Source organism: Ensifer sp. LC11, from assembly GCF_001695835.1.
In the GTDB taxonomy this organism is placed as follows: domain Bacteria; phylum Pseudomonadota; class Alphaproteobacteria; order Rhizobiales; family Rhizobiaceae; genus Ensifer.
On record NZ_MBSO01000010.1, the window covers coordinates 41059 to 67109 of the forward strand.

20 protein-coding genes are annotated in these 26051 nt (G+C 64.0%); 12 read left to right on the forward strand and 8 right to left on the reverse strand.

What is annotated here, in order from left to right; translation table 11 throughout:
- Nucleotides 1-60: 60 nt before the first annotated feature.
- Nucleotides 61-1224, forward strand: coding sequence for a M20 aminoacylase family protein (locus tag BBX50_RS07475; RefSeq protein ID WP_065774686.1), 1164 nt, complete (start codon nt 61-63; stop codon nt 1222-1224).
- 19 nt (nt 1225-1243) lie between these two features.
- A complete protein-coding gene (locus BBX50_RS07480) occupies nt 1244-1708 on the forward strand; it encodes an Lrp/AsnC ligand binding domain-containing protein (RefSeq protein WP_057254736.1) in 465 nt (154 codons plus the stop codon).
- Between the two features lie 338 nt (nt 1709-2046).
- Here BBX50_RS07480 and BBX50_RS07485 read toward each other — a convergent pair whose 3' ends face one another.
- A complete protein-coding gene (locus BBX50_RS07485) occupies nt 2047-3093 on the reverse strand; it encodes an NAD(P)-dependent alcohol dehydrogenase (RefSeq protein WP_065774687.1) in 1047 nt (348 codons plus the stop codon).
- A 218-nt stretch (nt 3094-3311) separates the two neighbouring features.
- Between BBX50_RS07485 and BBX50_RS07490 the strand changes: the two genes are divergently transcribed.
- The gene (locus tag BBX50_RS07490) at nt 3312-4250 is read left to right on the forward strand and encodes an AraC family transcriptional regulator (protein WP_065774688.1); all 939 of its coding nucleotides are present in this window, start codon (nt 3312-3314) and stop codon (nt 4248-4250) included.
- Nucleotides 4251-4289: 39 nt separating this feature from the next.
- On the opposite strand, the gene BBX50_RS07495 is transcribed toward BBX50_RS07490, so the two are convergent.
- Nucleotides 4290-4724 (reverse strand): Lrp/AsnC family transcriptional regulator, encoded by a 435-nt coding sequence (locus BBX50_RS07495; RefSeq protein ID WP_065774689.1) that lies wholly within the window; start codon nt 4722-4724, stop codon nt 4290-4292.
- A 125-nt stretch (nt 4725-4849) separates the two neighbouring features.
- Between BBX50_RS07495 and BBX50_RS07500 the strand changes: the two genes are divergently transcribed.
- On the forward strand, nt 4850-7906 hold the full coding sequence (locus BBX50_RS07500) for an aminotransferase class III-fold pyridoxal phosphate-dependent enzyme (protein ID WP_065774690.1): 3057 nt from the start codon (nt 4850-4852) through the stop codon (nt 7904-7906).
- Between the two features lie 116 nt (nt 7907-8022).
- Nucleotides 8023-9033, forward strand: coding sequence for an amino acid ABC transporter substrate-binding protein (locus tag BBX50_RS07505; RefSeq protein WP_083213583.1), 1011 nt, complete (start codon nt 8023-8025; stop codon nt 9031-9033).
- 402 nt (nt 9034-9435) lie between these two features.
- On the opposite strand, the gene BBX50_RS07510 is transcribed toward BBX50_RS07505, so the two are convergent.
- From BBX50_RS07510 to BBX50_RS07525, 4 genes are all read right to left on the reverse strand, one after another.
- Entirely contained in the window at nt 9436-10323 is an 888-nt protein-coding gene (locus BBX50_RS07510; RefSeq protein ID WP_244513111.1) for a branched-chain amino acid ABC transporter permease, read from the reverse strand.
- A 25-nt stretch (nt 10324-10348) separates the two neighbouring features.
- Nucleotides 10349-11086 carry an ABC transporter ATP-binding protein gene (locus BBX50_RS07515; protein ID WP_139108311.1) on the reverse strand — a complete coding sequence of 246 codons (738 nt, stop codon included), beginning with the start codon at nt 11084-11086 and terminating at the stop codon, nt 10349-10351.
- 85 nt (nt 11087-11171) lie between these two features.
- Complete coding sequence (locus BBX50_RS07520) at nt 11172-12335, reverse strand: ABC transporter substrate-binding protein (protein ID WP_065774692.1); 1164 nt, start codon at nt 12333-12335, stop codon at nt 11172-11174.
- A 20-nt stretch (nt 12336-12355) separates the two neighbouring features.
- The gene (locus tag BBX50_RS07525; protein ID WP_065774693.1) at nt 12356-14236 is read right to left on the reverse strand and encodes a branched-chain amino acid ABC transporter ATP-binding protein/permease; all 1881 of its coding nucleotides are present in this window, start codon (nt 14234-14236) and stop codon (nt 12356-12358) included.
- Between the two features lie 179 nt (nt 14237-14415).
- Between BBX50_RS07525 and BBX50_RS07530 the strand changes: the two genes are divergently transcribed.
- The 5 genes from BBX50_RS07530 to BBX50_RS07550 are packed head-to-tail and all read left to right on the forward strand — an operon-like array spanning nt 14416 to nt 19525.
- Nucleotides 14416-15297 (forward strand): MurR/RpiR family transcriptional regulator, encoded by an 882-nt coding sequence (locus BBX50_RS07530; RefSeq protein ID WP_065774694.1) that lies wholly within the window; start codon nt 14416-14418, stop codon nt 15295-15297.
- Nucleotides 15298-15344: 47 nt separating this feature from the next.
- Nucleotides 15345-16007 (forward strand): isochorismatase family cysteine hydrolase, encoded by a 663-nt coding sequence (locus BBX50_RS07535; protein ID WP_083213581.1) that lies wholly within the window; start codon nt 15345-15347, stop codon nt 16005-16007.
- A gap of 30 nt (nt 16008-16037) precedes the next feature.
- Nucleotides 16038-17381, forward strand: a complete 1344-nt coding sequence (locus BBX50_RS07540) for a glutamine synthetase family protein (protein WP_065774695.1) — start codon at nt 16038-16040, stop codon at nt 17379-17381.
- Between the two features lie 18 nt (nt 17382-17399).
- Complete coding sequence (locus tag BBX50_RS07545; RefSeq protein ID WP_065774696.1) at nt 17400-18218, forward strand: N-formylglutamate amidohydrolase; 819 nt, start codon at nt 17400-17402, stop codon at nt 18216-18218.
- Nucleotides 18215-19525, forward strand: coding sequence for an aspartate aminotransferase family protein (locus tag BBX50_RS07550; protein ID WP_065774697.1), 1311 nt, complete (start codon nt 18215-18217; stop codon nt 19523-19525). Before BBX50_RS07545 ends, BBX50_RS07550 begins: the two co-directional genes overlap by 4 nt.
- Nucleotides 19526-19555: 30 nt before the next feature.
- Here BBX50_RS07550 and BBX50_RS07555 read toward each other — a convergent pair whose 3' ends face one another.
- Together BBX50_RS07555 and hutC are read right to left on the reverse strand one after the other, a co-directional pair.
- Nucleotides 19556-22480 (reverse strand): aminotransferase, encoded by a 2925-nt coding sequence (locus tag BBX50_RS07555; protein WP_065774698.1) that lies wholly within the window; start codon nt 22478-22480, stop codon nt 19556-19558.
- 116 nt (nt 22481-22596) lie between these two features.
- Nucleotides 22597-23340 carry a histidine utilization repressor gene (gene hutC, locus BBX50_RS07560; protein ID WP_065774699.1) on the reverse strand — a complete coding sequence of 248 codons (744 nt, stop codon included), beginning with the start codon at nt 23338-23340 and terminating at the stop codon, nt 22597-22599.
- A 136-nt stretch (nt 23341-23476) separates the two neighbouring features.
- Here hutC and hutF point away from each other — a divergent pair, with 136 nt between their 5' ends.
- Nucleotides 23477-24853, forward strand: coding sequence for a formimidoylglutamate deiminase (hutF, locus tag BBX50_RS07565; RefSeq protein ID WP_065774700.1), 1377 nt, complete (start codon nt 23477-23479; stop codon nt 24851-24853).
- 35 nt (nt 24854-24888) lie between these two features.
- Nucleotides 24889-25923, forward strand: coding sequence for an ABC transporter substrate-binding protein (locus BBX50_RS07570; RefSeq protein WP_065774701.1), 1035 nt, complete (start codon nt 24889-24891; stop codon nt 25921-25923).
- Nucleotides 25924-26051 lie beyond the last annotated feature (128 nt).

Here is a 26051-nt window from a genome sequence, read left to right on the forward strand (position 1 = left end):
GCCCCCCTGCCAATCCACCGCAGATACTCTAGTGATCGAACAGACCGACAGGACGAACCGATGCCAATACTCAACCGTGCCGCCGAGCTCCAGAACGAAGTCGCCGAATGGCGGCGCCACCTGCACAGGAACCCGGAGCTCCTGTTTGCGGTCGAAAATACGGCATCCTTCGTCGAAAAGAAACTGAAGGAGTTCGGCGTTGACGAAGTCGTGACGGGCCTCGGCCGCACCGGCGTCGTCGGCCTGATCCGCGGTAGTCTTGGTGCTGGCCGCACCATCGGGCTTCGCGCCGACATGGATGCGCTGCCGATCACCGAGACCAGCGGCAAGCCGTGGGCGTCCCAGACTGAAGGCAAGATGCACGCCTGCGGCCATGACGGCCACACGGCCATGCTGCTCGGCGCGGCCAAGTACCTGGCCGAAACCCGCAACTTCGCGGGCAGCGTCGCGGTCATCTTCCAGCCGGCCGAAGAAGGCGGCGGCGGCGGCAACGAGATGGTCAAGGACGGCATGATGGAGCGCTTCGCCATCGAGGAGGTCTACGGCATGCACAACATGCCGGGCATGGCCATCGGCCAGTTCGGCAGCCGCGTCGGCCCGATCATGGCCTCGACCGACGAATTCACCATCACCATCAAGGGCCGCGGCGGCCATGCGGCCCAGCCGCACAAGACGATCGACCCGATCGTCGTCGGCACGCAGATCGTCACCGCTCTGCAGACGATCGCCTCGCGCACCGTCGATCCGCTTGCGTCGGTCGTCGTCTCCGTCACCAAGTTCAATGCCGGCTTTGCCCACAACGTCATTCCGGAAGAAGCCGTTCTCGGCGGCACCGTGCGCACCCTGATGCCGGAAGTGCGCGACGTCGGCGAAAGCCGCATCCGCGCGATCGCCGAGGGTGTCGCCGGCATCTACGGTGCGACCGTCGATGTAGCCTACAACCGCAACTACCCGGTGACCGTGAACCATGCGGACGAGACTGGCTATGCACTGCAGGCGGCAGCCGAGATCGCCGGGACAAGCAACGTCAAGCCGTCGCTCGACCCGATGATGGGTGGCGAGGATTTTTCCTATATGCTGCTGGCGCGCCCCGGCGCCTTCGTGTTCATGGGCAACGGCAACACCGCCGGGCTGCATCACCCGGCATACGATTTTAACGACGAGGCGATCCCGCACGGCATCTCCTATTGGGTGAAGCTCGCGGAAACGCGACTTGCCGCCTGAAGCACGGGTGGGAGGCACCATGCATCAGATCGACAAGATTGACCGCAGAATTCTCAACATCCTCCAGGCGGATGGCCGCATCACCAATCTGGAGCTCGCCGATCGTATCGGCCTGTCGCCGACGGCGACCAGCGAACGCCTGCGCCGGCTGTTGAAGGAAGGGTATGTTTCGGGTTTCGGCGCGCGGCTCGACCCGCACAAGCTCGGCTTCGGCCTGCTGGTTTTCATCGAGGTCATGCTCGACAAGACGACGCCTGACGTCTTCGACCAGTTCGCCGCCGCCGTCAAACAGGCGCCGGCCGTGCTCGAATGTCATATGGTGGCGGGCGGCTTCGACTATCTGGTGAAGACCAGGTTCGAGGACATGGCGGCCTACCGCAACTTCCTCGGCCAGGTGCTCTGGACGCTCCCGGGCGTCAAGGAGACCCGCACCTATGCGGTGATGGAAGAGATCAAGAACGACGGGCCGCTGCCGCTCGTGTGAGGCCGCGTGCTGTTGCTGCGGCGCGGTGGGTAGAACACCCCCCTCTGCCCTGCCGGGCATCTCCCCCACAAGGGGGGAGATTGGATGGAGCACCGCCCTACCCCAATCGTGAGATCGGTACTGCAGCAACGCCGCGTCCTGGCCGAGGCGTCTTAACTGAAGTGTCGGATAGTCCGCATCGGATCGATCGGAAAGTTGGTGGACGAAGCATCACCTCTGGCCGATCTCCCCCTTGTGGGGAGATGCCCGGCAGGGCAGAGGGGGGTATCAACGCCCGCCGCGGCCGCTGTCGTCCTGAATAGCGCGGCATGCCCCGAGACAGCCGCGCCACAATCGCATCACGCCGCCAGCGACGCCATGTCGATCACGAAGCGGTAGCGCACGTCGCTCTTGACGACGCGTTCGTAGGCCGCGTTGATCTCCTGAATGCGGATCGTTTCGATTTCCGAGACGATATTGTGCTCGCCGCAGAAATCGAGCATCTCCTGGGTTTCCTTGATCGAACCGATCATCGAACCGGAAATGCTGCGGCGCGCCGGCACCAGCGAGAAGGCATGCACAGGCACGGCATTTTCCGGAATGCCGACCAGGACGAAATCGCCGTCGACCTTCAGGAGGCTGACATAGGCGTTCCAGTCGATCTCGGCAGCAACCGTGCAGATAATCAGGTCGAACGTTCCGGCCAGCGCCTTGAAGGTTTCGGGGTCGTTGGTGGCGTAGTAGTAGTCGGCGCCGAGCTTCAGCCCGTCTTCCTTTTTGGAAAGGGTCTGGCTGAGCACGGTGACATCCGCGCCCATGGCGTGCGCCAGCTTGACGCCCATGTGGCCGAGACCGCCCATGCCGACGATCGCAACCTTCTTGCCGGGACCGGCCTTCCAGTGACGCAGCGGCGAATAGAGCGTGATGCCGGCGCAAAGAAGCGGAGCCGTAGCATCGAGCGGCAGGTTCTCCGGGATCGAAAGCACGTAGCCTTCCTTGACGACGATATGGTCTGAGTAACCGCCCTGGGTCGGCGTCTTGCCGTCGGCCTCGACGCCGTTATAGGTCACGATCAGGCCCGGCATATAGTGTTCCAGATCCAGATCGCGCGTGGCGCAGGTGGTGCAGGAATCGACGAAGCAGCCAACGCCCGCACGGTCGCCGACCTTGAACTTGGTGACCTTGGAGCCGACGGCCGTCACAATGCCGACGATCTCGTGGCCGGGCACCATCGGGAAGGCCGAATTGCCCCACTCGTTGCGAGCCTGGTGGATGTCGGAGTGGCAGACGCCGCAATATTTGATCTCGATCACCACATCGTCGTCGCGCGGTTCGCGGCGCTCGAAGGTGAAGGGCGTCAGCGGCTTCGACGCATCGGTCGCCGCATATCCTCTTGCAATGGCCATCAGTCTGTCCTCATTTTGGGAAAGGGTGCAGGTCCGGAGGGAACCCGGCCTGACGCACCTCGGACTATGGGGGCGCAGCCGCGGTGAGCGTTAGAGCGATCCTGCAAAGTTTTTGCACGATCCTACAAGATTGACAGTGAGATCCTGGAGATGACACGTCAAAACCCTATCTGAGCGTTGCCTCACACAACGCTAAGCCGCTGGAAAGACCGCAGATTATGACAGCCACGCGACAGACTGCCCGTCCCGAGATGATCGACGTCATTGCCCGGTTTGCCGAAACCGATGGCGATCACATGACCCAAATTCCCGGCCTGACCCTGCATCGCCATGGCGGCGACGCCCCGGTCAATTGCTCCGCCTATCGGCCAAGCCTGGCGATCATCGTGCAAGGGGCCAAACGTGTGGTTCTCGGCGACGAGACACTGATCTACGGGGCGTCGGACTATCTGCTGACGTCGATCGACCTGCCTGTTCTCTCCCAGGTCTGCCAGGCCTCCGCGGAGGAACCCTATCTCAGCATGGCCTTCACGCTCGATCCCGGCAAGATCCAGGCGCTGCTCTCGTCGTTCAGCCAATGGCCGGCGCCCGCGGCCTCGGCGCTCGGCATGACCGTCAGCAAGATCACCGCGGATCTCGAAGACGCGGCGCTCCGGCTCTTGCGTCTGCTCGAACGGCCACATGATATCCCCGCTCTCTTGCCGCTGATCGAACAGGAGATCCTCTATCGGCTGTTGACCGGCCCGCATGGCCACCGCCTGCGGCAGATGGCGACGACCGACAGCCAGCCGCATCAGGTTGGCCGCGCCGTCGCCTGGCTGAAGGAGCACTATTCGCGCCCCTTGCGGATCGACGATCTCGCCAACCGTGTTTCCATGAGCGTTTCGTCGCTGCACCACCACTTCAAGGCGATCACTGCGATGAGCCCGCTGCAGTACCAGAAGCAGCTCCGGCTGCAGGAGGCGCGGCGGCTGATGCTGGAGGAGAGCCTCGACGCCGGCGACGCCGGCCATCAGGTCGGCTACGAAAGCCAGTCGCAGTTCAGCCGCGAATATGCCCGTCATTTCGGCGAGCCACCCATGCGTGACATCGGCCGCGTGCGCCGATCGCTGCTCGAAAGGCTAGGACCGCAGACGGAGATGCTGAGCGAGGGCTGAGCGGGCACCCATTCAACTCCGCTCGACATCCCCGGGGTATCAGCTCCGCTCGATATCCCTTCTGAGCACGATCGACGTCGTCAGGTCCTCGACATTGTCCATCGTCGCGACCTCATTGCGCAGTTCGTTCAGCGCATTGATCGAGCCGACCTCCACCTCGACGACCAGATCGAGCTGACCGCTGACGGACGACACCTTGCGCACGGCGGAAAAGCCGGCGAGCTGGTCAAGCACACCGATCGACGGCGTGCGCTTCAAGGTCACCAGCAAAAAGGCCTGGATCGTGCCCTCCTCCAGCTGGCCGATGTCGGCGCGGTAGCCACGTATAACGCCGGCTTTTTCGAGCCGGCTGACCCGTTCGGTCGTTGCACTTCTGGAGAGGCCGATCCGGCCGGCCAGCGACTTCATCGGGATGCGTGCCTCCTGCGACAGGATGCTGAGGATGGTGCGGTCGATCGCGTCTATATCCTGCATGTCTTGTCCTTGGGGCCCGCCGACAAGATGACGGTTATTATAAACATAGTGCCGGGGCAACCGGCATATTGCCGGATGCATCACAGCACAGCTCATGTAACTCTCGATGACAGATGAGGATCCCCATGAACGATATGCTGAAGACGACGCCTGACTTTTCGACCGATGCCGCAGCGGCGCTCTTGAAGGAGCACTATGGCCTGACCGGCGCGCTTTCGCTGCTAGCCAGCGAACGCGATCAGAATTTCAAGGTCGAGGCCGAAGGCGGCAGCACCTATATTCTGAAGATCATCAATGCCGCTGAGCCCGAAGTCGAAAGCGATTTCCAGACGGCGCTGCTCGGTCACGTCGGCACCCATGCCGCCGATCTGCCGGTGCCGCATATCCGCCCGACGCTCACCGGCACGAGCCTCGCTTCGACCGTGAGCCCGCGCGGCGTCACCCACCGCCTGCGGCTCGTGAGCTGGGTCGAGGGCCTGCCGCTTGCCGAAACCGGACGCAGCGACGCGGCCCTTCAGTCGCTCGGGCAGATGCTCGGCCGCTTCGACGCGTCGCTCAAAGGCTTCATGCATCCGGGGGCGCTGCGCGATCTCGACTGGGACATCCGCCATGCCGGCCGTTCGGCCGCCCGGCTGCATCACGTCGCTTCCGCCGAAGACCGCGCGCTGCTGGAGCGCTTCCTCGCCCGCTTCGAAAAATCCGTCGCGCCGCGGCTTGCGACCCTTCGCGCCGCGGTCATCCACAACGACGCCAACGACTGGAACGTGCTCGTCGCCAAGGCCGATCACGACCAGATCTCCGGCCTGATCGATTTCGGCGACGCGCTACATGCGCCCGTCATCGCAGAGGTCGCGATCGCCGCCGCCTATGCCGGGCTCGATCATCCCGACCCGATCGGCGCTGCCGCCGCGATTGCCCGCGGCTTCCATCAGGAATATCCGCTGATCGAGGAGGAGGTCGATCTCCTCTTTGATCTCATCGCCATGCGCCTCGTCACCTCGGTCACCATCTCGGCCTCGCGTCGGGCCCATACCGACGACAACCCCTATCTCGCGATCAGCGAACGGCCGGCCTGGGCGCTGCTGCGCAAGCTCGACCGGATGAACCCGCGGTTTGCCACCGCCATCCTGCGCAAGGCCTGCGGCTTCGAGGCAACCCCAGGGGCCTGCAGAGTCGCCGCCTGGATCAACGCCAACCGCAAGACGCTGAAGCCGCTGCTCGAACGGCCGGCCGCCACCTACCCGGCAGCGCTGGTGCCCTACGGCGACCCCAAGCATCCGATGACGGTAAAATCTTCAGGCGAACAGCCGGACGAAGCCCAGGCGATCTGGGAAGATTATTGCCGCGAGCACGGTATCGCGCTCGGTATCGGCCCCTTCGGCGAGGAACGCACGGTCTATGCGGGCGAGATGTTCGTCTCGCGCTTCATCGACCACACCCGCCGCACCCGCCATCTCGGCCTCGACCTGTTCATGGCTGCCGGCACCAAGGTCTACACACCGCTCGCCGCCACCGTCGTCAGCGTCGAGATCGAGAAAGACCCGCTCGGCTACGGCTGCCTGATCGCACTTCGCCACGAGCCCGAGGGCTGCCCGCCCTTCGTCACCCTCTGGGGCCACATGGCGCATGAAGCCATGGCCCGCATCAAGGCCGGCGATCGGCTGGAAGCCGGCGCGCTCGTCGGCGAGATGGGTGCACCGAAGGAAAATGGCGGCTGGGCGCCGCATCTGCACCTGCAGCTTTCGACCGACACCAGCCTGACGGCGACCGAAATCCTCGGCGTCGGCGAACCCCAGTTTCTCGACGTCTGGGCCGAGCTGTTCCCGGATGCCCGCACCTTTGCCGGCATCGCCGAAGAGTTCTACGAAAAGAAGGGCCGCTCGCACGAAGAGATCGTCAGGCGGCGCAAGGAATTGCTGCTGCCGAACCTGTCGATCTCCTACGACAAGCCGATCAAGTTCGTGCGCGGCGAAGGCGTCTGGCTGATCGACGACAGCGGCCGCGCCTATCTCGACTGCTTCAACAATGTCTGCCACATCGGCCATGCGCATCCGGCTGTTGTCGAGGCGATGGCGAAACAGGCGGCGATCCTCAACACCAACACCCGCTACCTGCACGACAACATCGTCGCCTATGCCGAGCGGCTGACTTCGACGCTGCCGAAGGAGTTGACGGTTGCCGGTTTCGTCAACAGCGGCTCGGAGGCCAACAGCCTGGCGCTCAGGCTGATGCGCGCCCATACCGGCCGGGAAAACGCGATCACGCTCGACTGGTCCTATCACGGCACGACCCAGGAGCTGATCGACATCAGCCCCTACAAGTTCCGCCGCAAGGGCGGCAAAGGACCAAAGCCGCATGTCCATGTGGCGACCATTCCCGACAGCTACCATGCGCCGGCGGACTGGCCGGCCGAGGAACACGGCAAGCGTTTTGCCGAAAGCGTCGCCGAACTGATCGCAGCCATGAAGGCCAAGGGCGAAGGTCCGGGCTTCTTCATCGCGGAATCGATCCCGAGCGTCGCCGGTCAGGTGTTCCTGCCGGAGGGTTACTTGCAGGAAGTCTATCGCCTGGTGCGCGAGGCGGGCGGCGTCTGCATCGCCGACGAAGTGCAGGTCGGATTCGGCCGCGTCGGCAGCCATTGGTGGGCCTTCGAGACGCAAGGGGTCGTGCCAGACATCGTCACCATGGGCAAGCCGATCGGCGACGGCCATCCGCTGGCAGCGGTCGTCACCACCCGCGAGGTCACCGACAGCTTCAACAACGGCATGGAATATTTCAACACCTTCGGCGGCAACCCGGTCTCCTGCGCCGTCGGCCTTGCCGTACTCGACGTGATCGAGGGACAGGATCTGCGCGGCAACGCGCTTTCGATCGGCAACTATCTGATCGACGCCTTCCGCGCCATGCAGGCCCGCTATGAAGTGATCGGCGACGTGCGCGGCATGGGCCTGTTCCTCGGCATCGAGCTCGTCTCGGACCGCAAGACGAAGGCACCGGCAACCGAGTTCGCTCGCGCCGTCTCCAACGGCGCACGGCGACGCGGGGTGCTGATGGGCACCGAGGGGCCGCATGACAACATCTTGAAGATGCGTCCGCCGATGATCTTCTCGATGCGTGATGCCGATCATCTGATCGCCGTGCTCGAAGAGACTTTCGCAGACGTGGCGAAATCGCTCGGCTAGCGCCGGGTCGAACAGCAGCAAAACAACATGGATTGGCCGGGATGTGAACGCGTCCCGGCAGCGAAGACGCATGCCCTAAAAACATCAAAGAGGAGAACAGGACAATGAAACTTGGAGTGAAACTTGGAGTTCTGGCACTGGCGAGCACGGCGTTGCTCGCCGGCACCGCCGCACATGCCGGCACGCTCGACGTCATCAAGGAGCGCGGCGAACTTCGCTGCGGCGTCAGCCAGGGCGTGCTCGGCTTTTCCGCGCCCAACGACAAGGGCGAGTGGAGCGGCTTCGACATTGATTTCTGCCGCGCGGTCGCTGCCGCGGCCCTCGGCAACCCCGACAAGGTGAAGTATGTGCCGCTCTCGACCAAGGAGCGCTTCACCGCGCTGCAGTCGGGCGAGGCTGACCTTCTGTCGCGCCAGACCACCTGGACGCTGTCGCGCGACACCGACCTCGGCATGAGCTTCGTCGGCGTCAACTACTACGACGGCCAGGCCTTCATGGTGCGCAACGATCTCGGCGTGAAGAGCGTCAAGGACCTTTCGGGCGCCTCCGTCTGCACCGAGACCGGCACGACGACCGAGCAGAACATGGCGGATTACTTCGGCGCCAACAACATCCAGTACCACGTGGTCGCCTTCGAAAAGGCCGATCAGACGATCCAGGCCTTCAACACCGCGCGCTGCGACGTCTATTCGACCGACGCCTCCGCGCTTTATGCCCAGCGCCTGACGCTCAACGACCCGGATCGCTTTGTCGTGCTGCCGGAAGTGATCTCCAAGGAGCCTCTCGGCCCAGCCGTCCGCCAGGGCGACGACCAGTGGTTCAAGGTCGTGCGCTGGACGCTGTTTGCGCTGACGGAAGCCGAAGAGCTCGGCATCACCAAGGACAATGCCGCCAAGCTCATCGAAAGCGGCACCACCGCCCAGAAGCGCTTCCTCGGCATCGAGAACGAAGCCGGAAAGTCGCTCGGCCTCGATCCGAAATGGGCTTACCAGGCGGTTTCCGCCGTCGGCAACTACGGCGAAGTTTTCGAACGTCACCTGGGCAAGGACAGCCCGCTGAAGATCGAGCGCGGCCTCAACAAACTCTGGAGCCAGGGCGGCCTGATGTACGCTCCGCCGGCACGCTGATCCCCTCGAGCAATTCCGGCCCCGCTCGGAATTGCTCGATCAAGGAAAAGCGCCAACGAGACGCCGCGGCCCTCCCCGCGGCGTTTTCGGTTTTCCGAACTAGGGAGCGCCATCACCAAGGACCGGGAACGCCCCGGCCAGCTAACGCCTCCCTCATTCCTGAGCTTGTCACAGGAATCTCTAGCAATTCCTATGGAATTGCGGACCAGCCCAAGTCCTTGGGCTGAAAGAGTCTTTGACCCGACAGACGTCGGGTCGCTGGATCCCCGCCACAAGGGCGAGGATGACGGAGGGTGGAATGGCCCCTTCCGAACACGGCGAAGGGCTTTCAGTTGTCTGGAGCTGCAACACATTGAACGTGTTTCAGCACACACGCCTGCCCGTCTAGCAGCCGCAGCCTAGTTAGAGCTTGACGATCGTCTTGCGGGCAAGCAGGCCCTGCGGCGCGAAGAGAAGCACGCCGATGACGAGCAGGATGGTAAAGGCGTCACGGTAGCTGAGCAGGCTTTCCGGCAGATAGGCCTGCAGGAACACCTCGATGAAGCCGAGCAGGAAGCCGCCGGCAACCGCACCCGACAGGCTGCCGAGCCCGCCGATGATTGCGGCGATGAAGGCTTTGAGCACCGGCAGGAAGCCCATCAGCGGATCGACGCTGCCGCGCTGCGCCACCCAGAGGATGCCGGCGACACCGGCAAGCAGGCCGGAGATCGCAAAGGCGGTGGCAACCACCGCATTGGCGCGGATGCCCATCAGCCGGACGATGGCGAAATCTTCGGAAGCCGCGCGCATGGCACGACCAAGCACGGTCGTGCGCAGAAAGAGATTGAGGCCGACCAGCATGATGATCGTCACCAGGATCGACGTGCCCTGGATGAGGCCGAGATGCAGGCCGCCAATCTCGATTGTCCCTGAAAAGCTTTCGGGCATCGGCACCGGCTTCGGCCGGGCTGAAATGAAGTTCTGGAAGATGACGCGCAGGATGGCGCTGACGGCAAAGCTCGTCAGAAGCAGCGTCGTCCCACTGGCGCCGCGTACCGGCCGAAAGGCGATGCGCTCCATCAGCATGGCAAGCACGATGGCGATCATCAGCGCCGCGCAGACGGCGAGCGGAAACGGCAGCCCCAGCAACAGGGCGAAGCAGAGGCCGTAGCCGGCTGCCGTCATCAGCTCGCCATGGGCGAAGTTGATGAGCCCCATGATCGAGAAGACGACCGCAAGCCCAAGCGCTAGAAGCGCATAGGTGCCGCCGAGGCTCAGCGCATTGACGAGCTGCTGCAGGAACATGTCCATGGTCTTGACCTCTTGCCCGCGGGCCTCAGGCGCCGAGATAGGCGCCCTGAATTTCGGATGAATTGCGCAGATCGGCGGCCGTACCCGACAGCACGATCCGGCCATTGGCCATGACGTAGCCGGCGTCCGCGATCTCGAGCGACAGCGACACGTTCTGCTCGACGAGAAGGATCGTCAGGCCTTTTTGCCTGAGCCCGGCGATCAGGTCGAAGATCAGGTCGACCACCTGTGGCGCAAGGCCGAGCGAGGGTTCGTCAAGCAACAACAGATCAGGCGACGACATCATCGAGCGGGCGATCGCCAGCATCTGCTGTTCGCCGCCGGAGAGCGAACCGGCCTTCTGGGTCAGCCGCTCCTTCAGGATCGGGAAGCGCGACAGCATATCCTCGCGCACCTCGAAGATCGCGCCGCGCGCCTTGTGCATGGCGCCGCCGAGCAAGAGGTGTTCGTCGACTGTGAGACTTGGAAAGATCCGCCGCCCCTCCGGCGTCAGCGTCATGCCGAGCCGGACGATCTGCTCCGGTGCGAGGCCTGAAATATCCTGGCCGTTGAATGCGACGCGTCCCGCCTTCTTCGCCGCCAGCCCGACAAGGGAATTCAAGGTTGAACTCTTGCCGGCACCATTGGCGCCGAGAAGCGTCACGATCTGCCCCTTGCCGACGGTGAGATCGACGCCCTTCAGCGCCTCGACCGCGCCATAGGCGACCTTGAGACCGCTGACTTCGAGCAGCGGTTTCGGAACGGGAATTTCACTCATCATCATCGGGGCAAAGTCCTTGCCGTGGATTGCAGTGCGGGCAGCCGCAGGAGCGATCCCCGGCAAACCGGGGACCGTCCCGTGAGGTCGATCAGGGTGCCGGAACGTCGGCGGCGGCCGGAACGCCCTGGCTGATCAGCTGGCGGTTGCCGCCTTCGATCTGCACCAGCGAGACCGAGCGCATCGGCATGCCTTGCGTGCCGGCATAGCTGATCGGGCCGGTGACACCCTGGACGTTTTCGAGCGAGGCAATGGCGTTGCGGATCGCGACCGGGTCTATGCTGTTGGCTTCCGTCACCGCTGCGTCGATCACCTTGCCGAGATCGTAGCCGTTGGCGATGTAGACCGTGTCCGGTTCCTGACCGAATTTTTCCTTGTACTTCACGTTGAAGTCCGCGAGCGGGCTGCCGTCGCTGGCAAAGCCGGCAGTCGTAAAGACGACACCGTCGACCGTCGCGCCGAGACCGAAGGTCGTCGGAGAATCGATGCCGTCGCTGCCGAGGATCGGGGTCGTGACACCGGCGCCGCGCAGCTGGCGGATGAAGGCCGGGAAGTCCGGCTCGTAGGCCGCCGTCATGATCACGTCGGGCGCCGGATTCATCGCCTTGATCTTGGTGACCTCGGCGCCGAAGTCCTGCTGGCCCATGCTGTAGGTACCCTCACCGAGGAGCTCGCCGCCCTTGGCCTTGAAAGCGGTAGCGAAATATTCAGGGAGCTTCAGCGTATAAGCGCTGTCCGGCGACTTCAGGATGTAGGCCTTCTTGTAACCCTTCTCGGTGGCATAGGTGGCAAGCACCGAAGCCTGGACGTTGTCGGCCGGATAGTTGCCGAACATGTAGTCGCCAACCGCAAGCGGCATGGTCGGGGTCGTGGCGCAGAAAGAGAAGGCCGGGATCTGCGCCGCCTGGGTCACCTGTCCGGCGGCAATCGACGGATCGGCGTCGCAGGGCGTGATCACGATCTTGACGCCCTCATCGACCAGCTCCTGCGCCACCAGCGCCGTCTGCGCCGCATCCGAGCGGGTATCCTTGGCGACGAGCTTGATCGGGAACTTGCCGGCGGCCCCACCAGCCGCGTTGATTTCCTCGACGGCCATTTCCAGACCCTTCAGCGACGGCTGGTCGTAGGGCGCAAGGCCGCCGGTCTGCGCGGTTGCAAGGCCGATGACCAGGTCTTCGGCCAGCGCCGGCAGCGGCGAGAGGGCGAAGCCAGTAAGAATGGTGGTGAGGCAGAGTGCCCTAGCGTTGGTTTTCATCCGAAAAGCTCCCTCTTTGATTATGCAGGTTTGTGAAGGCCCGGCGCACCGGACGGAATGTCTGCGGTGACGGCGGTTTCCGTCCGCGCCTGGGCCGTTGACCGGCGGCGGCCGATATAGGCCTCGATGACAGCCGGATTGGCCTGGATTTCCGCCGGCGTGCCGATGGCGATCTGCTGGCCCTTGTTCAAGACGACGACGACATCGCAAAGCCGCATGATCAGCTTCAGGTCGTGTTCGACGACGAGCAGGCCGAGGCGATACTTCATGCGGATGCGGTCGAGCACATGCATCAGTTCCTCGGTTTCGGCCGGGTTCATGCCGGCGGCCGGCTCGTCGAGCAGCAGGTAGCGCGGCTTCAGCGCCAACGCGCGTGCGATCTCCAGCCGCCGCTGTGCGCCATAGGAAAGCGTGCCGGCCAGCCGGCCGGCAAAATCCTCAAGACCCACTTCCGAAAGCACGACACGTGCACGGGCCGCGGGATCTTCGCCGGTCGCCTTCAGAGCGCTAGCGGCGACCGTGACGTTTTCCAGCACCGTCAGGTTCTTGAACAGGCGGATGTTCTGGAAGGTGCGGGCAAGGCCTGCGACCGGAACGGCATGGACCGGCAGCGACGCGACATCCTGACCGTCGATCAGCACGCGGCCGGTCGATGGCGGCACGACGCCGGAAACGCTGTTGATCAAGGTCGATTTGCCTGCACCATTCGGGCCGATGAGACCCGTGACGAGGCCAGGCTTGATCTCGAAATTGGCATTTTCGAGCGCAACGAGACCGGCGAACTTCTTGCCGAGGCTCTCGACCCGCAGCGTGCCGTGGCCAATTGCAGGTGCCGCGGCCGCCGGTGCGGCGCTCGCCACAGTGCCGTCCTTCGCTGCGGAGCGTTTGAACCAGCCGAAACGCTCATCGAGCTCGCGCACGCCGAAGAGCCCGTCCTGCAGGCAGTACATGACGACGAGGATCGCCACACCGATGCCAAGGTCGGTGAGACCGAAGACCGTCGGCAACTTCAGGAAACCGAGATCGACACCGCCTTCGAGCTTACGCAGGAGCTCGACGATCAGCATGATGACGGCAGCCCCGCCAACTGCGCCCGAAACCGTGGTGATGCCGCCGAGGATCAGCATCGCCAGCAGCATGAAGGTCAGGTTGAAGTAGAAATCCTTGGGTGAAAAGGCCCCGAGGAAATGCGCCAGCAGCGCACCGGCGGCACCAGCCAGCACCGCACCCAGAACCCAGCCGAAGAAGCGATGCAGCTTGACATTGACGCCGACGGCCGTCGAGGCGATCTCGTCTTCGCGCGAGGCCCGAAGTTTCAGGCCGGCGCTCGAATCCCGATAGAGACGCGCAACCGCAACGGCCGCAATGGCAAAGGGCAGCGCCACCCAGAGATTGACGGCGCGCGGGATGCCGAAAAAGGTCTGGCTACCACGGGTGAAATCGGTCGAGGCGACGAGCACGACGTGGACGATGACGAGGAAACCGAGTGTCGCGATCGAGGCCGACGAACCGGCCAGCCGCGCGACCGGAATGCCGATCAGCACCGCGACCAGCGCGACCACCACAAGCGCAATCGCAAGTGCTGGCAGGAAGGGCATGCCGATGCCCGCCAGCCATTCCGGCAGGTGCGGCAGCGCCGTCTTCTGGATGATCGGATTGAGAGTGAGGAGGCCGGAGGCATAGGCGCCGATCGCCATGAAGCCGACGTGACCGAAGGAAACGATGCCGGAATTGCCGGCATAGATGCCGATGCCAAGCACGGCGATGACGTTGATCATGTAGAGCGTCACCAGGCGCTCGCCGCTGCCTGGAAAGAACAGCGAGGCGACGGCGGCGGCGGCCAGAAGCGGCAGCGACGTTACAAGGATACCAACGACGGTTTCTCGCCTGACGCGCACCATCCGCATTCCCCCAGATTTTCTGGCCCGCTCATATTTTTGGCTCGGGCCCGTTCCCGAAATAAACGTTAACGCAGATCGATCAAATGTCAATCTTGTTTCAAAAAACATTCTCTGCTAGCAATTATGTAACAAAAATTAGAAAGCGGAATTCGCGCCATCGTTTTTGGGAGGCAGAAATCGTGGCAATCCGGGACCGACTGACAGACGGCGCCATCACCTTCACGCGCTCTGAACTGAAGATCGTCAGGCAGCTTCTGTCGAACTATCCGGCTGCTGGGCTGAACACGGTTGCGCATCTGGCCGCCGCCGCCGGCGTCAGCAACCCGACCGTCGTGCGCTTCGCCAACACGCTGGGCTTCGAAGGCTATCCGGAATTCCAGAAGGCGCTGCTCAGCGAAGTGCAGGAGCGCATGAGTTCGCCGCTCTCCATGCTCGACGAGCGGCGCCCGTCGCTGGAGCAGGAGAACTTCTACCAGTACTTCCTGCGCGCCAGCATCCATGCGCTGGAATCCTCGATGCAGATGCTGCCTTCGGAGGATTTCGAGGCTGCGGTCGACGCGGCCGCCGACATGAGCGCCCGCATCCATTGCCTCGGCGGCCGCTTCAGCGGCTTTCTCGCCGGTCTGCTCTGGTCGCACATGAAGCAACTGCGCGGCGACACCCGCTGGATCAACGGCAGCCAGGCCGATCAGGTCGACCAGCTGGTCGATCTCGGCAAGCGTGACGTGCTCTTCGTCTACGACTACCGCCGCTACCAGAACGACACGATCCGGTTTGCCCGCCGGGCAGCGGCGCAAGGCGCGCGCATCGTGCTCTTCACCGACCGCTGGCTCTCGCCGATCGCCGATTTCGCGACCGTGACGCTGACGGCACCGGTGGACACGGTGTCGCCCTACGACACGATGGTGCCGGCGATCGCCCAGACGGAGGCGGTGATCGCCGCACTCACCGCCCGCCTTGCGACGCAGTCGCGCGGCCGCATCGAGCGCATGGAGGAACTGCGCCGCGGCTATGCGATCACCGAGGACGCGTTCAGCGCGCCCGTTGAAGACGACCGCTGACCCTTTCCGCCGCCATGGCGGACCAGACAAACCGAGGAGAATTTCGAATGAGTGCAGTCACTGTAAAGGTTGGCGACGATCTCTTGAGGCGCGACAGCGCCTATGAGGCGGGCCGAACGTCGCTGCTGTTCGTCGACATGCAGCGCATCTGGTGCGAGCCGAACCTCGACCCGACCCACCCGCAGGATGCCGACAGCTACTATCACAAGCGCCTGCGCCAGACGGTCATTCCCAATCAGGTCCGCATCCTTGAAGCGGCACGAAGGGCCGGTTGCGAGGTGCTACACACCATCATCGAGAGCCTGACGCTCGACGGCCGCGACCGTTCGCTCGACCACAAGCTCTCCGACATGCATGTGCCGAAGGGATCTCCCGAGGGCCAGGTCATTCCGGAACTCGCACCCGTAGATAACGAGATCGTGCTGCCGAAGACCTCATCTGGCGTCTTCAACTCGACCAACATCGACTACGTCCTGCGCAATCTCAACACCCGCTACCTGATCATATCAGGCGTCATCACCGACCAGTGTGTCGACATGGCGGTGCGTGACGCTGCCGACCGCGGCTACCTCGTCACCGTCGTCAACGACGCCTGCGCCACCTACAGCGAACAACGCCACGAAGGCGCGCTTCGCGCCTACTCCGGCTATTGCTGGACGACCGACACCGAGACCGTTGTCAGCCGCCTCAACGGCCTGCGCCAGGCCTGAGCGCGCAAAAACAAGACTGGAGGGGAACTCATGACCGAAACCAACAACGGCAAGGCGGCCGCCGAACTGACGGAACTCGCCACCTTCGTGACCACCGACATCGCCGGCATCACCCGCGGCCGCAGCTTCGCCGCGACCGAGATCGACAGCTATCTCCGCAAGGGTGTCGGCTGGGTGCCGGCCAATCTGGCGCTCACCCCCTTCGACCTGATTGCCGAAAACAATCCCTGGGGCTCTGCCGGTGACCTCCGGCTGATGGCCGATCCCGAAAGCAAGGCACGCGTCACCTGCCTGCCCGACGAAACGCCGCTGCATTTCTACCACTCCGACATCACCGACCTTCAGGGCAATGCCTGGGACTGCTGCGTGCGCAGCTTCCTGAAACGGACGCTGAAGGAATACGAAGACGCCGGTCTCAAGGTCATCTCCGCCGTCGAGCAGGAATTCCAGCTTCTCGGCGTCGACTGGCCGGATGCCCCCTCCTTCGGTCTGCGCGCACAGCGCCGGGCCGAGCCTTTCGGCTCGCTGCTGATGACCGCCTTGCAGGAGGCGGGCGCCGAGCCGGAAATGTTCCTGCCGGAGTATGGAAAAGACCAATTCGAAATTACCTGCCGTCCGGCCGACGCACTGACCGCCGCCGACCGCGGCGCCACCATCCGCGCGATCACCAAGGAAGTCGCCGCGCTCTTCGGCTGGAACGCGAGCTTCGCGCCGAAGACGGCTTCTAACGGCGTCGGCAACGGCGTGCACCTGCATGTGAGCTTCACCGATCTTGACGGCAATCCGGTCACCTTCGACGCATCGCGTCCTGGCCGCCTCTCCATGGTTGCCGGCTCCTTCGCCGCCGGAGTCATCCGGCATCTGCCGGCGCTCACCGCCTTCACCGCTCCGTCCGTGCTTTCGTACATGCGGCTCGTGCCACACCATTGGAGCGCCGCCTACACCTGCCTCGGCGAAAAGAACCGCGAAGCGACGCTCCGCATCTGCCCGACGCTCGACCTGCCCGGCAGCAATCCAGCCAAACAGTTCAACATGGAGTATCGCGCCGCCGATGCCTGCGCCAGCCCGCACCTCTCGCTGGCGGTGCTCTTGAAGGCCGGGCTCGAAGGCATCAAAGCCGGGCTCGAGCAGCCGCCTTTGATCAATTCCGACCCGTCCGATTTCTCGACCGTAGAACAGGAGACGCTCGGCATCCGCCGCTTGCCGTCCAGTCTCCCCGAAGCACTCGACACGCTGGCGGCCGATCCCGTCGTCACCGGCTGGTTCTCCAAGGATTTCCTCGACTGCTACGTCGCGATGAAACGCAAGGAGATCGAGATCGTCGATGGGCTCTCGCCCGATGAACTCTGCGCCCGCTATGCGGCGGTCTACTGATTGACGGATGGGCAGCCCATGACCTCGAAAACGGCCATCAAGAGCCCCGAAATCGGTGCGCGACACGATCCGAGCACGCCCCTGCTTTCGATCGACGAACTGCCGCCCTATGCGGTGTTCAACCCGGACGGCACTTCGCCGATCCTGCTTCTGTGCGAGCATGCGTCCAACCGGATGCCGCGCGCGCTCGGCGACATGGGGCTGCCGCTCCATGAACGCCAGCGCCACATCGCCTGGGACCTCGGCGCCATGGCACTGGCGCAGCGCTTAAGCCTCAGCCTCGACGCGCCACTGTTCTTCACCAACTATTCGCGCCTGGTGATCGACTGCAACAGGCCATTGGCGGCACCCTCGATGATCCCCGAGATCAGCGAGGCGACGGAGATCGCCGCCAACAGGAACCTGAGCGACGCAGAGCGACAGCAGCGGATCGACACGCTGTTTGCGCCCTACGCCGATGCCGTCAGCCGACGTCTCGACCGGCTCGAAGGCGAAGGCAAACGGTCCTTTGTCGTCGGCATCCATAGCTTCACACCCGTCTACTTCGGCAAGCCGCGCCCGTGGCAGGCCGGTATCCTCTATCGCGATGCGGTCGACTTCGCCGGCTCTTTGATCCGTGAGTTGGCGAGTGAAAGCCATCTGATGATCGGCGACAACGAACCCTACAACATCCATCCGGACGAGGACTACACCGTGCCGGTGCATGCCGATGCACGCGGATTGCCGGGCGTGCTGGTCGAGGTGCGGCACGATCTGATCGACACTGATGCCGGCGTTGCCGCCTGGGGCGAGCGGCTGACACGGTGTCTCAAGGCCAGCATCGGGCAAGGCTCGTGACCGCGCTCTATGAGAGGGACAAGGCGGCAATCGCCACCCTGCAGAAGCTGCGCTTCTTCCCGCTCGCCATTACCGGCGGCCGCGGCGCGCGGGTCGTAGAGGAAGATGGTCGTGAACTGATCGACCTCTCCGGCGCCTGGGGTGCGGCGAGCCTCGGCTATGGTCACCCGGCACTTGTCGCAGCGATATCGAATGCCGCAGCCAATCCCGCAGGCGCGAGCGTGCTTTCGGGCGCCAACCGGCCGGCGACCGAACTCGCCGAAAGGCTGCTCGCCGTCTTCCCGGGACAGAGCGACAACAAGGTCTGGTTCGGCCATTCCGGCTCCGATGCCAACGAGACGGTCTTTCGTGCCGTTACCAAGGCGACGGGGCGCACGGGTGTCATCGCCTTCCTCGGCGCCTATCACGGCTGCACTGTGGGCTCGATGGCCTTTTCCGGCCACAGCGTCCAGGCGGGTGCTGCCAAGGCCGAAGGGTTGCTGCTGCTTCCCTACCCCGATCCCTACCGGCCCTATCGCGACGACCCGACCGGCGGGGCGATCCTCGCCGAATTGCGGCAGCGCCTCGAAGCGGCACCGGACCAGTTCGCCGCCGCCTTTATCGAGCCCATCCAGTCCGATGGCGGACTGATCGTTCCGCCACCCGGCTTCTTCACGGCGTTCGCCGCGATCTGCCGCGAATTCGGCGTGCTCGTCGTCTGCGACGAGGTGAAGGTCGGGCTCGGCCGCAGCGGTCGACTGCACTGCTTCGAGCACGAGGGTTTCACACCGGATATCCTGACCATCGGCAAGGGGCTCGGCGGCGGACTGCCGCTGTCAGCCGCGATCGGCCCGGCGCGCATACTCGATTGCGCCAGCGCCTTTGCCATGCAGACGCTGCACGGCAACCCGATCTCTGCCGCGGCGGGCCTTGCGGTGCTGGAAACGATCGAACACGAAGCGCTGGCTCAAAACGCCGAGCACAAAGGGCAGCGGCTGCGCCAGGGCCTGCAGCGCTTGGCCGAGCGCCATCGCCTGATCGGCAACGTTCGCGGACGCGGCCTTGCCTGTGGCGTCGAACTGGTCGCCGACCGGGAGGCCCGCGCTCCGGCCTCGCGCGAAACGGCCAAGCTCGTCTACCGCGCCTATGAACTCGGCCTCGTTGTCTATTACGTCGGCATGAATTCGAACGTGCTGGAGATGACACCGCCGCTGACGATCACCGACCAGGACATCGACGCAGCGCTCGATCTTCTCGACCAGGCATTCGACGACGTAGTGGCCGGTCGCGTCTCTGACGACGTTCTGGCGGATTTTGCCGGCTGGTAGCTGGCCCCGGGGGCGTTGCCGCCTAAGCCCTTACCAGCCTTCCTCGAGCACGCGACCCAGCATGTCGGCGAAGAAGTCGGCGCTCTCCTTGGTCAGGCAGAGCGGCGGCTTGATCTTCAGCACGTTCAAGTGATCGCCGGTCGGCTGCATGATGACGCCGAGATCAAGCAGGCGGTCGCAGATCGCCGCCGTCTCTTCCGTCGCCGGCACGAGGGTCTCGCGGTCGCGCACGAACTCAACGCCAAGATAAAGCCCCATGCCATGCACGGCACCGATCAGCGGGAAGCGTTGCCCAAGCGCTTCGAGGCGGGCTTTCAGATAGCCTCCGACGACACGGGCGTTCTCTGGTAACCGTTCTTCCGTCAGGAGGTCGAGCACGGTCTGGCCGACGACGGAACTGACGGGGCTGCCGCCGGAAGACGAGAAGAAATATCCCTCCTTCTCCAGTGCATCGGCAATTTCGCGCCGGGTGATGACGGCGCCGAGCGGGTGGCCGTTGCCCATGCCCTTGGCGACCGTGATGATATCGGGCACGACGCCCTGTTCCTCGAAACCCCAGAAATAGTCGCCAAGGCGGCCATAGCCGACCTGTACTTCGTCGGCGATGCACACACCACCACGCGCGCGCACCATCGCGTAGACCGCATCGAGATAGCCCTTGGGCAGGGGAATGCCGCCGGCATTGCCATAGACCGGCTCGCAGATAAAACCGGCCAGCTTTTCACCCGCGGCATCGAGCGCCGTGAGCTTGGTAACGACGGAGCGGGGATAGCTGTCGCGCGTATCGTCGCCGCGGAACTCGCCGCGATAGGTGTTGGGCGCCGTGACCGGATGGACCCAGGCCGGACGGGTCTGAAGTGCCTGCGGATTGTCGGCGATCGACGTGGACACCGCATCGCTCGCGACCGTCCAGCCATGATAGGCCTCCAGCAGGCTGACGACGTTGCGCGCACCGGAATAGGCCCAGGCAAGCCGGAGTGCCAGGTCGTTGGCCTCCGAGCCACTATTGACCAGGAACACCGTGTCCAGTCCATCCGGCGCAAGCGCTGCCAGCCGGGCCGAGAATTCGGCAACCGACGCATAGTGGAAGCGCGAATTGGTGTTGAGCAGCGACCATTGCCGCCCGACCGCGGCTGCCAGCCGTGGATGCCCATGGCCAAGAATCGTCACGTTGTTGACCATGTCGAGATAGCTGCGACCCTCGATGTCGAAGAGGTGTTCCTTCCAGCCGCGCTCGATCTGGGGTGGGTGCCGGTAGTACTTCTTCTGCGGCTTGGCAAAGTGCTGCTGGCGACGGGCAAGCAGCGCCTCGCTATGTGGTTCCGGCGCATCGCATTCGAACCCGAGGATACCTGCCGGCGACGGGCACAGCGCTTTCCAGGCGTCCGCCTGATGCGGCATCACAAAGAGCGGTGGAACGAGACCGTGCTCGCGGCAAAGCTGAACGCGGATCAGGCCGAGGGACTGTTGTTCGCCCGTTACGACCCCCAACGCGGACCCGGCAACGATTGTCTCCGAGAGGCCCGCGCCGACTTCCACCCCTTCGAGAAACAGGTTGGCCTCAGCTCCCTCCAGCACCAGCAGCCCGTCCTGCTGCACGACGCGCGCTGCAAAGGGGGCGACGATCTCGCTGCCGGCCGCAAGGCAGATATCGACGTGCAGCGCGAAGGTTGCGTCGGGCTTCGGCGATCGCAGCTGGGTCTCGGTCATGCGATACTCGCCGTAGCGCGTGGTCGCGATGCCGATCGCGTGCGCCGCATGCTGGAGCAGCGAGACCGGCAATCCCTGGTGTTGCCAGCGCTCCTCCGGCAGGAGCGGGCTCAGGATCGACAGGTCGATGTGGCGTACATCCGTTGGACCGAGTCCCTGGATCAGGCTCGCTCCGGTCACCGGAGCCGGTTCCGGCGTAAAGCCGACGGCCGAAAGAATGGCCTGTTCCATCAGCGCCGAAGGAACCGAGGATGCGACGTCGAATATCTCCCGCTCATGGACGGCATTGCCCTCGACGTAAGTGTTTTCAGGCTCGCGCGCGAGCTGGTGTTCGGAGCTTGCGACCAGCACGGCGGCGCGGGCGACGATCAGTGGCCAGAGTGCCTTAAGCTCCGTCTCGGTCAAAGGGCATGCCGCGTGAAACGCCCTGACCGCTGGCAGCATGAACCAGGGGTCGCCGTCGGCATGATGCAGCAGCGAAGCGCAGGTGACGGCGAGTTCAGCGACCAGCCAGCCGTTCAGAATGTCGCCGAAATCGATGACGCCATCCGGGATCGCCCGGCCAGCGGCATCCGGCTGGCTCACGACATTGTCGTCGGTGATGTCGTGGTGGATCGCCTGGATCCGCAGATCCGGTATCAACGGTTGCAGGCGCCGCATGGCGCCAACCACGACTTCGGCGATACGTTTCTTGCGCTGCTGGTCCGACATTTCGGCGAGGAGATGGAGAATGACCGGGCCGGCGCGGCGCAGATCCCACTGCAGTTCGCGTTCGAGGCCGGGATGTTCGAAATCTCGTAGAGCCGAGGCGAGCTGTCCCGCGAGCGCGCCGAGCGCTGCAATCGCCCCCGGCGACAGGTGCTTGCGTCGGGTCAAGGGCTCGCCGTCGAGATAGCTGAGCAGCCGGATTCGGTAGGCCTGGTCGCGGACGATCACATTCTCGATCACCTCGCCTTTGAGCGACGGCATGACCTGCGCAACCCGTGCCGATACCAGCCTCTCGGCGAGATGCTGCAAGGCCGCGTTCTGCGCTTCAAGCTCAAGCAGCCCGTACTCCGCCCGGCAGATCTTCAGCACGTAGCGCCGCTCGCCGGTATCAAGCAGGTAGTTGCGGTCCTGCTGGCTGCCGAGCTCGCGGATCGCGCCTGACAGACCGTAGTGCTCAGCCAGAAGCGTGGCCGCCTCCTCGGCACTGATATCGGGCCTCGGCAGCTCGGTACGAAGCTTCAGCGCGTCCTCAACCATGGTCTCGTCATCCTCCCATTCGGCGGTCGATCCTCCGAATCGACCGGAATGTTGTCGAGATTAGAGCGGGACGAGGAAAAGTCTGCGCGGTTATGCGCCCTTATCCTGCTCGCGTGCTACTGCGACATGCCTTCCAGGCGATAGCGCGTGCCGGGGTAGAGCAGCCGCGCCGTCGTCACATTGCCCGCATCCGACCAGGTGCGGCGCCGGATCATCAGGCATGGCTCGTTGCGGTCGATGCCGAGCAACTTGCATTCCCAGAGCTGCGGCGACACGGCTTCGACGATCTGTTCGGTGCGGGTGATCGGCGCCATCGCGGTCAGATAGGCATTCGGCGTCATCGTCTGGAAATCCTGTTCCAGATAGCGCGGGCAGATCGCCGGATTGACGAAACGATCCTCGATCTGGATCGGCAGGCCGTTTTCCGAATGCACCATGATCGAGTGGAAAACGCGGGCGCCGGTGGCAAGCCCGAGCGCGTAGCCGGTCTCGGGTGTCGCCACCTCTTCCTGCAGCAGCGTCATCAGCGACGTGTGGGTGTGGCCGCGTCCATGAATCTCGTCGGCAATGTTGCGCACTTCCAGGAGCGCCGTGCTGCCCTTATGCGCGGCGACAAAGGATCCGACGCCCTGAACGCGTGTAATCGCGCCCTCGGTTGCCAGTTCCCGAAGCGCCCTGTTGGCGGTCATGCGGCTGACCCCGAGGTCGGCGACGATTTCGTTTTCCGAGGGGATGCGGTGATGGGCGGGCCACTCGCCACTCTCGATACGGCTGCGGATGAACTGCTTGACCGCCTCGTAGCGCGGCACCGGGCCGTCTTCGAAAGCGCCCATATCGTTGCGTTTTCCCAGTGCCGTCATCAACTCACGCCCCGCCCTTCCGGAATGCCGAACAAATCATGCGCATTCCCTCACGAATCTTTTCGTTCATTTCACGCTTGCGCGCCAGCTTAAAATATCTATAGTTCCATATACAACTACGTACAGGAAAATGCACATGGCAACTTTTCCCGTCAACCGGATCTTTGCAGAACGGGCGCTGCTGCCCGGCGGCTGGGCCGAAAACGTCGCGATTTCGCTCGATGCGTCCGGCCGGATTGCAGCGATCGAACCCGGCAGCGCCGCCGCCAATGGCGACGAGCGTGCGGCTGGGCCACTGATCCCGGCGATCGCCAACCTGCACTCCCATGCTTTCCAGCGCGCGATGGCAGGCCTCGCCGAAGTCGCCGGCAGCGGCGACGACAGCTTCTGGACCTGGCGCGAGGAAATGTACCGCACCGTCGGACTGGTAAACCCCGATGATGTCGAGGCGATCGCCGCCAAGCTCTACATGGAGATGCTGAAGGGCGGTTTCGGCCACGTCGCCGAATTCCACTACCTGCATCACCAGGCCGATGGCAGCGCTTACGCCGATCCGGCGGAAATGTCGCTGCGCATCCTTGGCGCCGCCCGCACGACCGGTATCGGCCTTACCCATTTGCCGGTTTTCTACGCTCACGCTAATTTCGGCGGCGTCGCACCGAATGCCGGCCAACGGCCGTTCCTGCACGATCCCGACCGCTTCCTCGCTCTTCTCCAGCGCCTTGAGCCACTCTGCCGCGAAGCCGGCCATACGCTCGGCTACGCCATCCATTCGCTGCGCGCCGCAACGCCCGAAGAGATGCGCACGATCCTAGAAGCGGCACCCGTCGCCGGCCCGATCCACATTCACGTCGCCGAACAGACCAAGGAGGTTGACGACAGCCTCGCCTGGAGCGGCCGCCGCCCGGTCGAATGGCTGCTCGACGAGATGCCGGTCGACGAGCGCTGGTGCGCGATCCACGCGACGCATCTGACGGAAAACGAACGCCAACGCCTGGCGCGCTCCGGCGCTGTTGCCGGTCTCTGCCCCGCGACCGAGGCCAATCTTGGCGACGGCATCTTCCCGGCGGTTGATTTCTTGGTCGAAGGCGGCACCTTCGGCATCGGCACCGACAGCCATGTGGCGACCAGCGTCGCCGAGGAATTGCGGCTGCTCGAATACGGCCAGCGCCTGCGCGACCGCCGCCGCAACCGGCTGGCCTCCGGCCCAGGCACTTCGATCGGTCGCACCATTTTCGGCGCGGCTCACAAGGGCGGCGCGCAGGCAGCTGGCCAGAAGACGGCCGGCATCACTGTGGGCGCCCGTGCCGATTTCGTCGTGCTCGATGGTGACAATCCGTACATCGCCGCCGCCAGCGACAACCAGATCCTCGACCGCTGGCTCTTTGCACTTGGCGGCGAGAGCGTTCGCGACGTCATGGTCGCTGGCGCGTGGAAGATCCGGAACGGACGCCACGACCGGGAGGAAGATATCGACCGCGCTTTTGCGCGGGTGCTGATGAAACTGAAATAGTCGTCGAAGCCAAAATCAAAACAGGGAACAGCTTTATGTCGATCAACAAACTGAAACTCACGCTTGCCGCCACCGGCCTCGTGCTTGCCGCCTCCACCGGCAGCGCCAGCGCCTCCTATTGCGGCGACGGCAAGACCGTCATGTTCGCCGGCATCGATTGGGAAAGCGGTGCGTTCATCACCGAAGTGATGAAGACCATCCTTTCCAAGGGCTACGATTGCCAGGTGGATTCGATCCCCGGCAACTCCGTGACGCTGGAGCAGGCAACCGCCAACAACGACGTGCAGATCTTCGCCGAGGAATGGCTCGGACGCTCTGACGTCTGGAACAAGGCGGTCGAGGAAAAGAAGGTCGTCGCCGTTGGCAAGACCTTCGTCGGCGCCAGCGAAGGCTGGTTCGTACCGGAATACGTGATCAAGGGCGACGCCGCGCGCAATCTCGAAGCCAAGGCGCCGGACCTGAAGAGCGTTTCGCAGCTTTCGGACCCCAAGATGGTCGAACTCTTCGCCGATCCGGAAGAGCCGACCAAGGGCCGCTTCCTCAATTGCCCCTCCGGCTGGACCTGCGAGGGCGTGAGCTCCGCCAAGCTCGAAGCCTACAAGCTTGGCGAGACCTATGTGAACTTCCGTCCGGGCACCGGCACCGCGCTCGATTCCGCCATCACCTCGGCCTATCTCCAGGGCGAGCCGATCCTCTTCTACTACTGGTCGCCGACCGCGATCATGGGCAAGTTCAAGCTCGTCCAGCTTGAGGAGCCGGCCTATAGCGAAGCCTGCTGGAAGGAGCTTTCGAGCGCCAACGGCAAGCGCGATGAGGGTTGCGCCTTCCCGTCGGTGGACGTCTCCTATGGCGTCAACAGCACCTTCGCCCAGGAAGCCCCCGAGATCGTCGCCATCCTCGAAAAGGCGACCTTCCCGCTCGACGCCGTCAACGGCAGCCTTGCCTATATGACCGACAACAAGGTCGACGCGACGGCAGCCGCCGCCGAGTTCCTGAAGACCAAGGCGGATGTCTGGGGCCAGTGGGTTTCCGATGAAGCCCGCGGCAAGATCGAAGCCAGCCTGAAGTAATCGCGACCAGCCGCCGGCTCGGGCTCCGTCGTCGCGTCCAACGCGGCGCGAGCCTGATCCGATGGCCGGCCACAATACCCGAAGCAAGCGCCATCGGCGGCCGCCAGCGGCTGCCCGCCGGCCCGAGC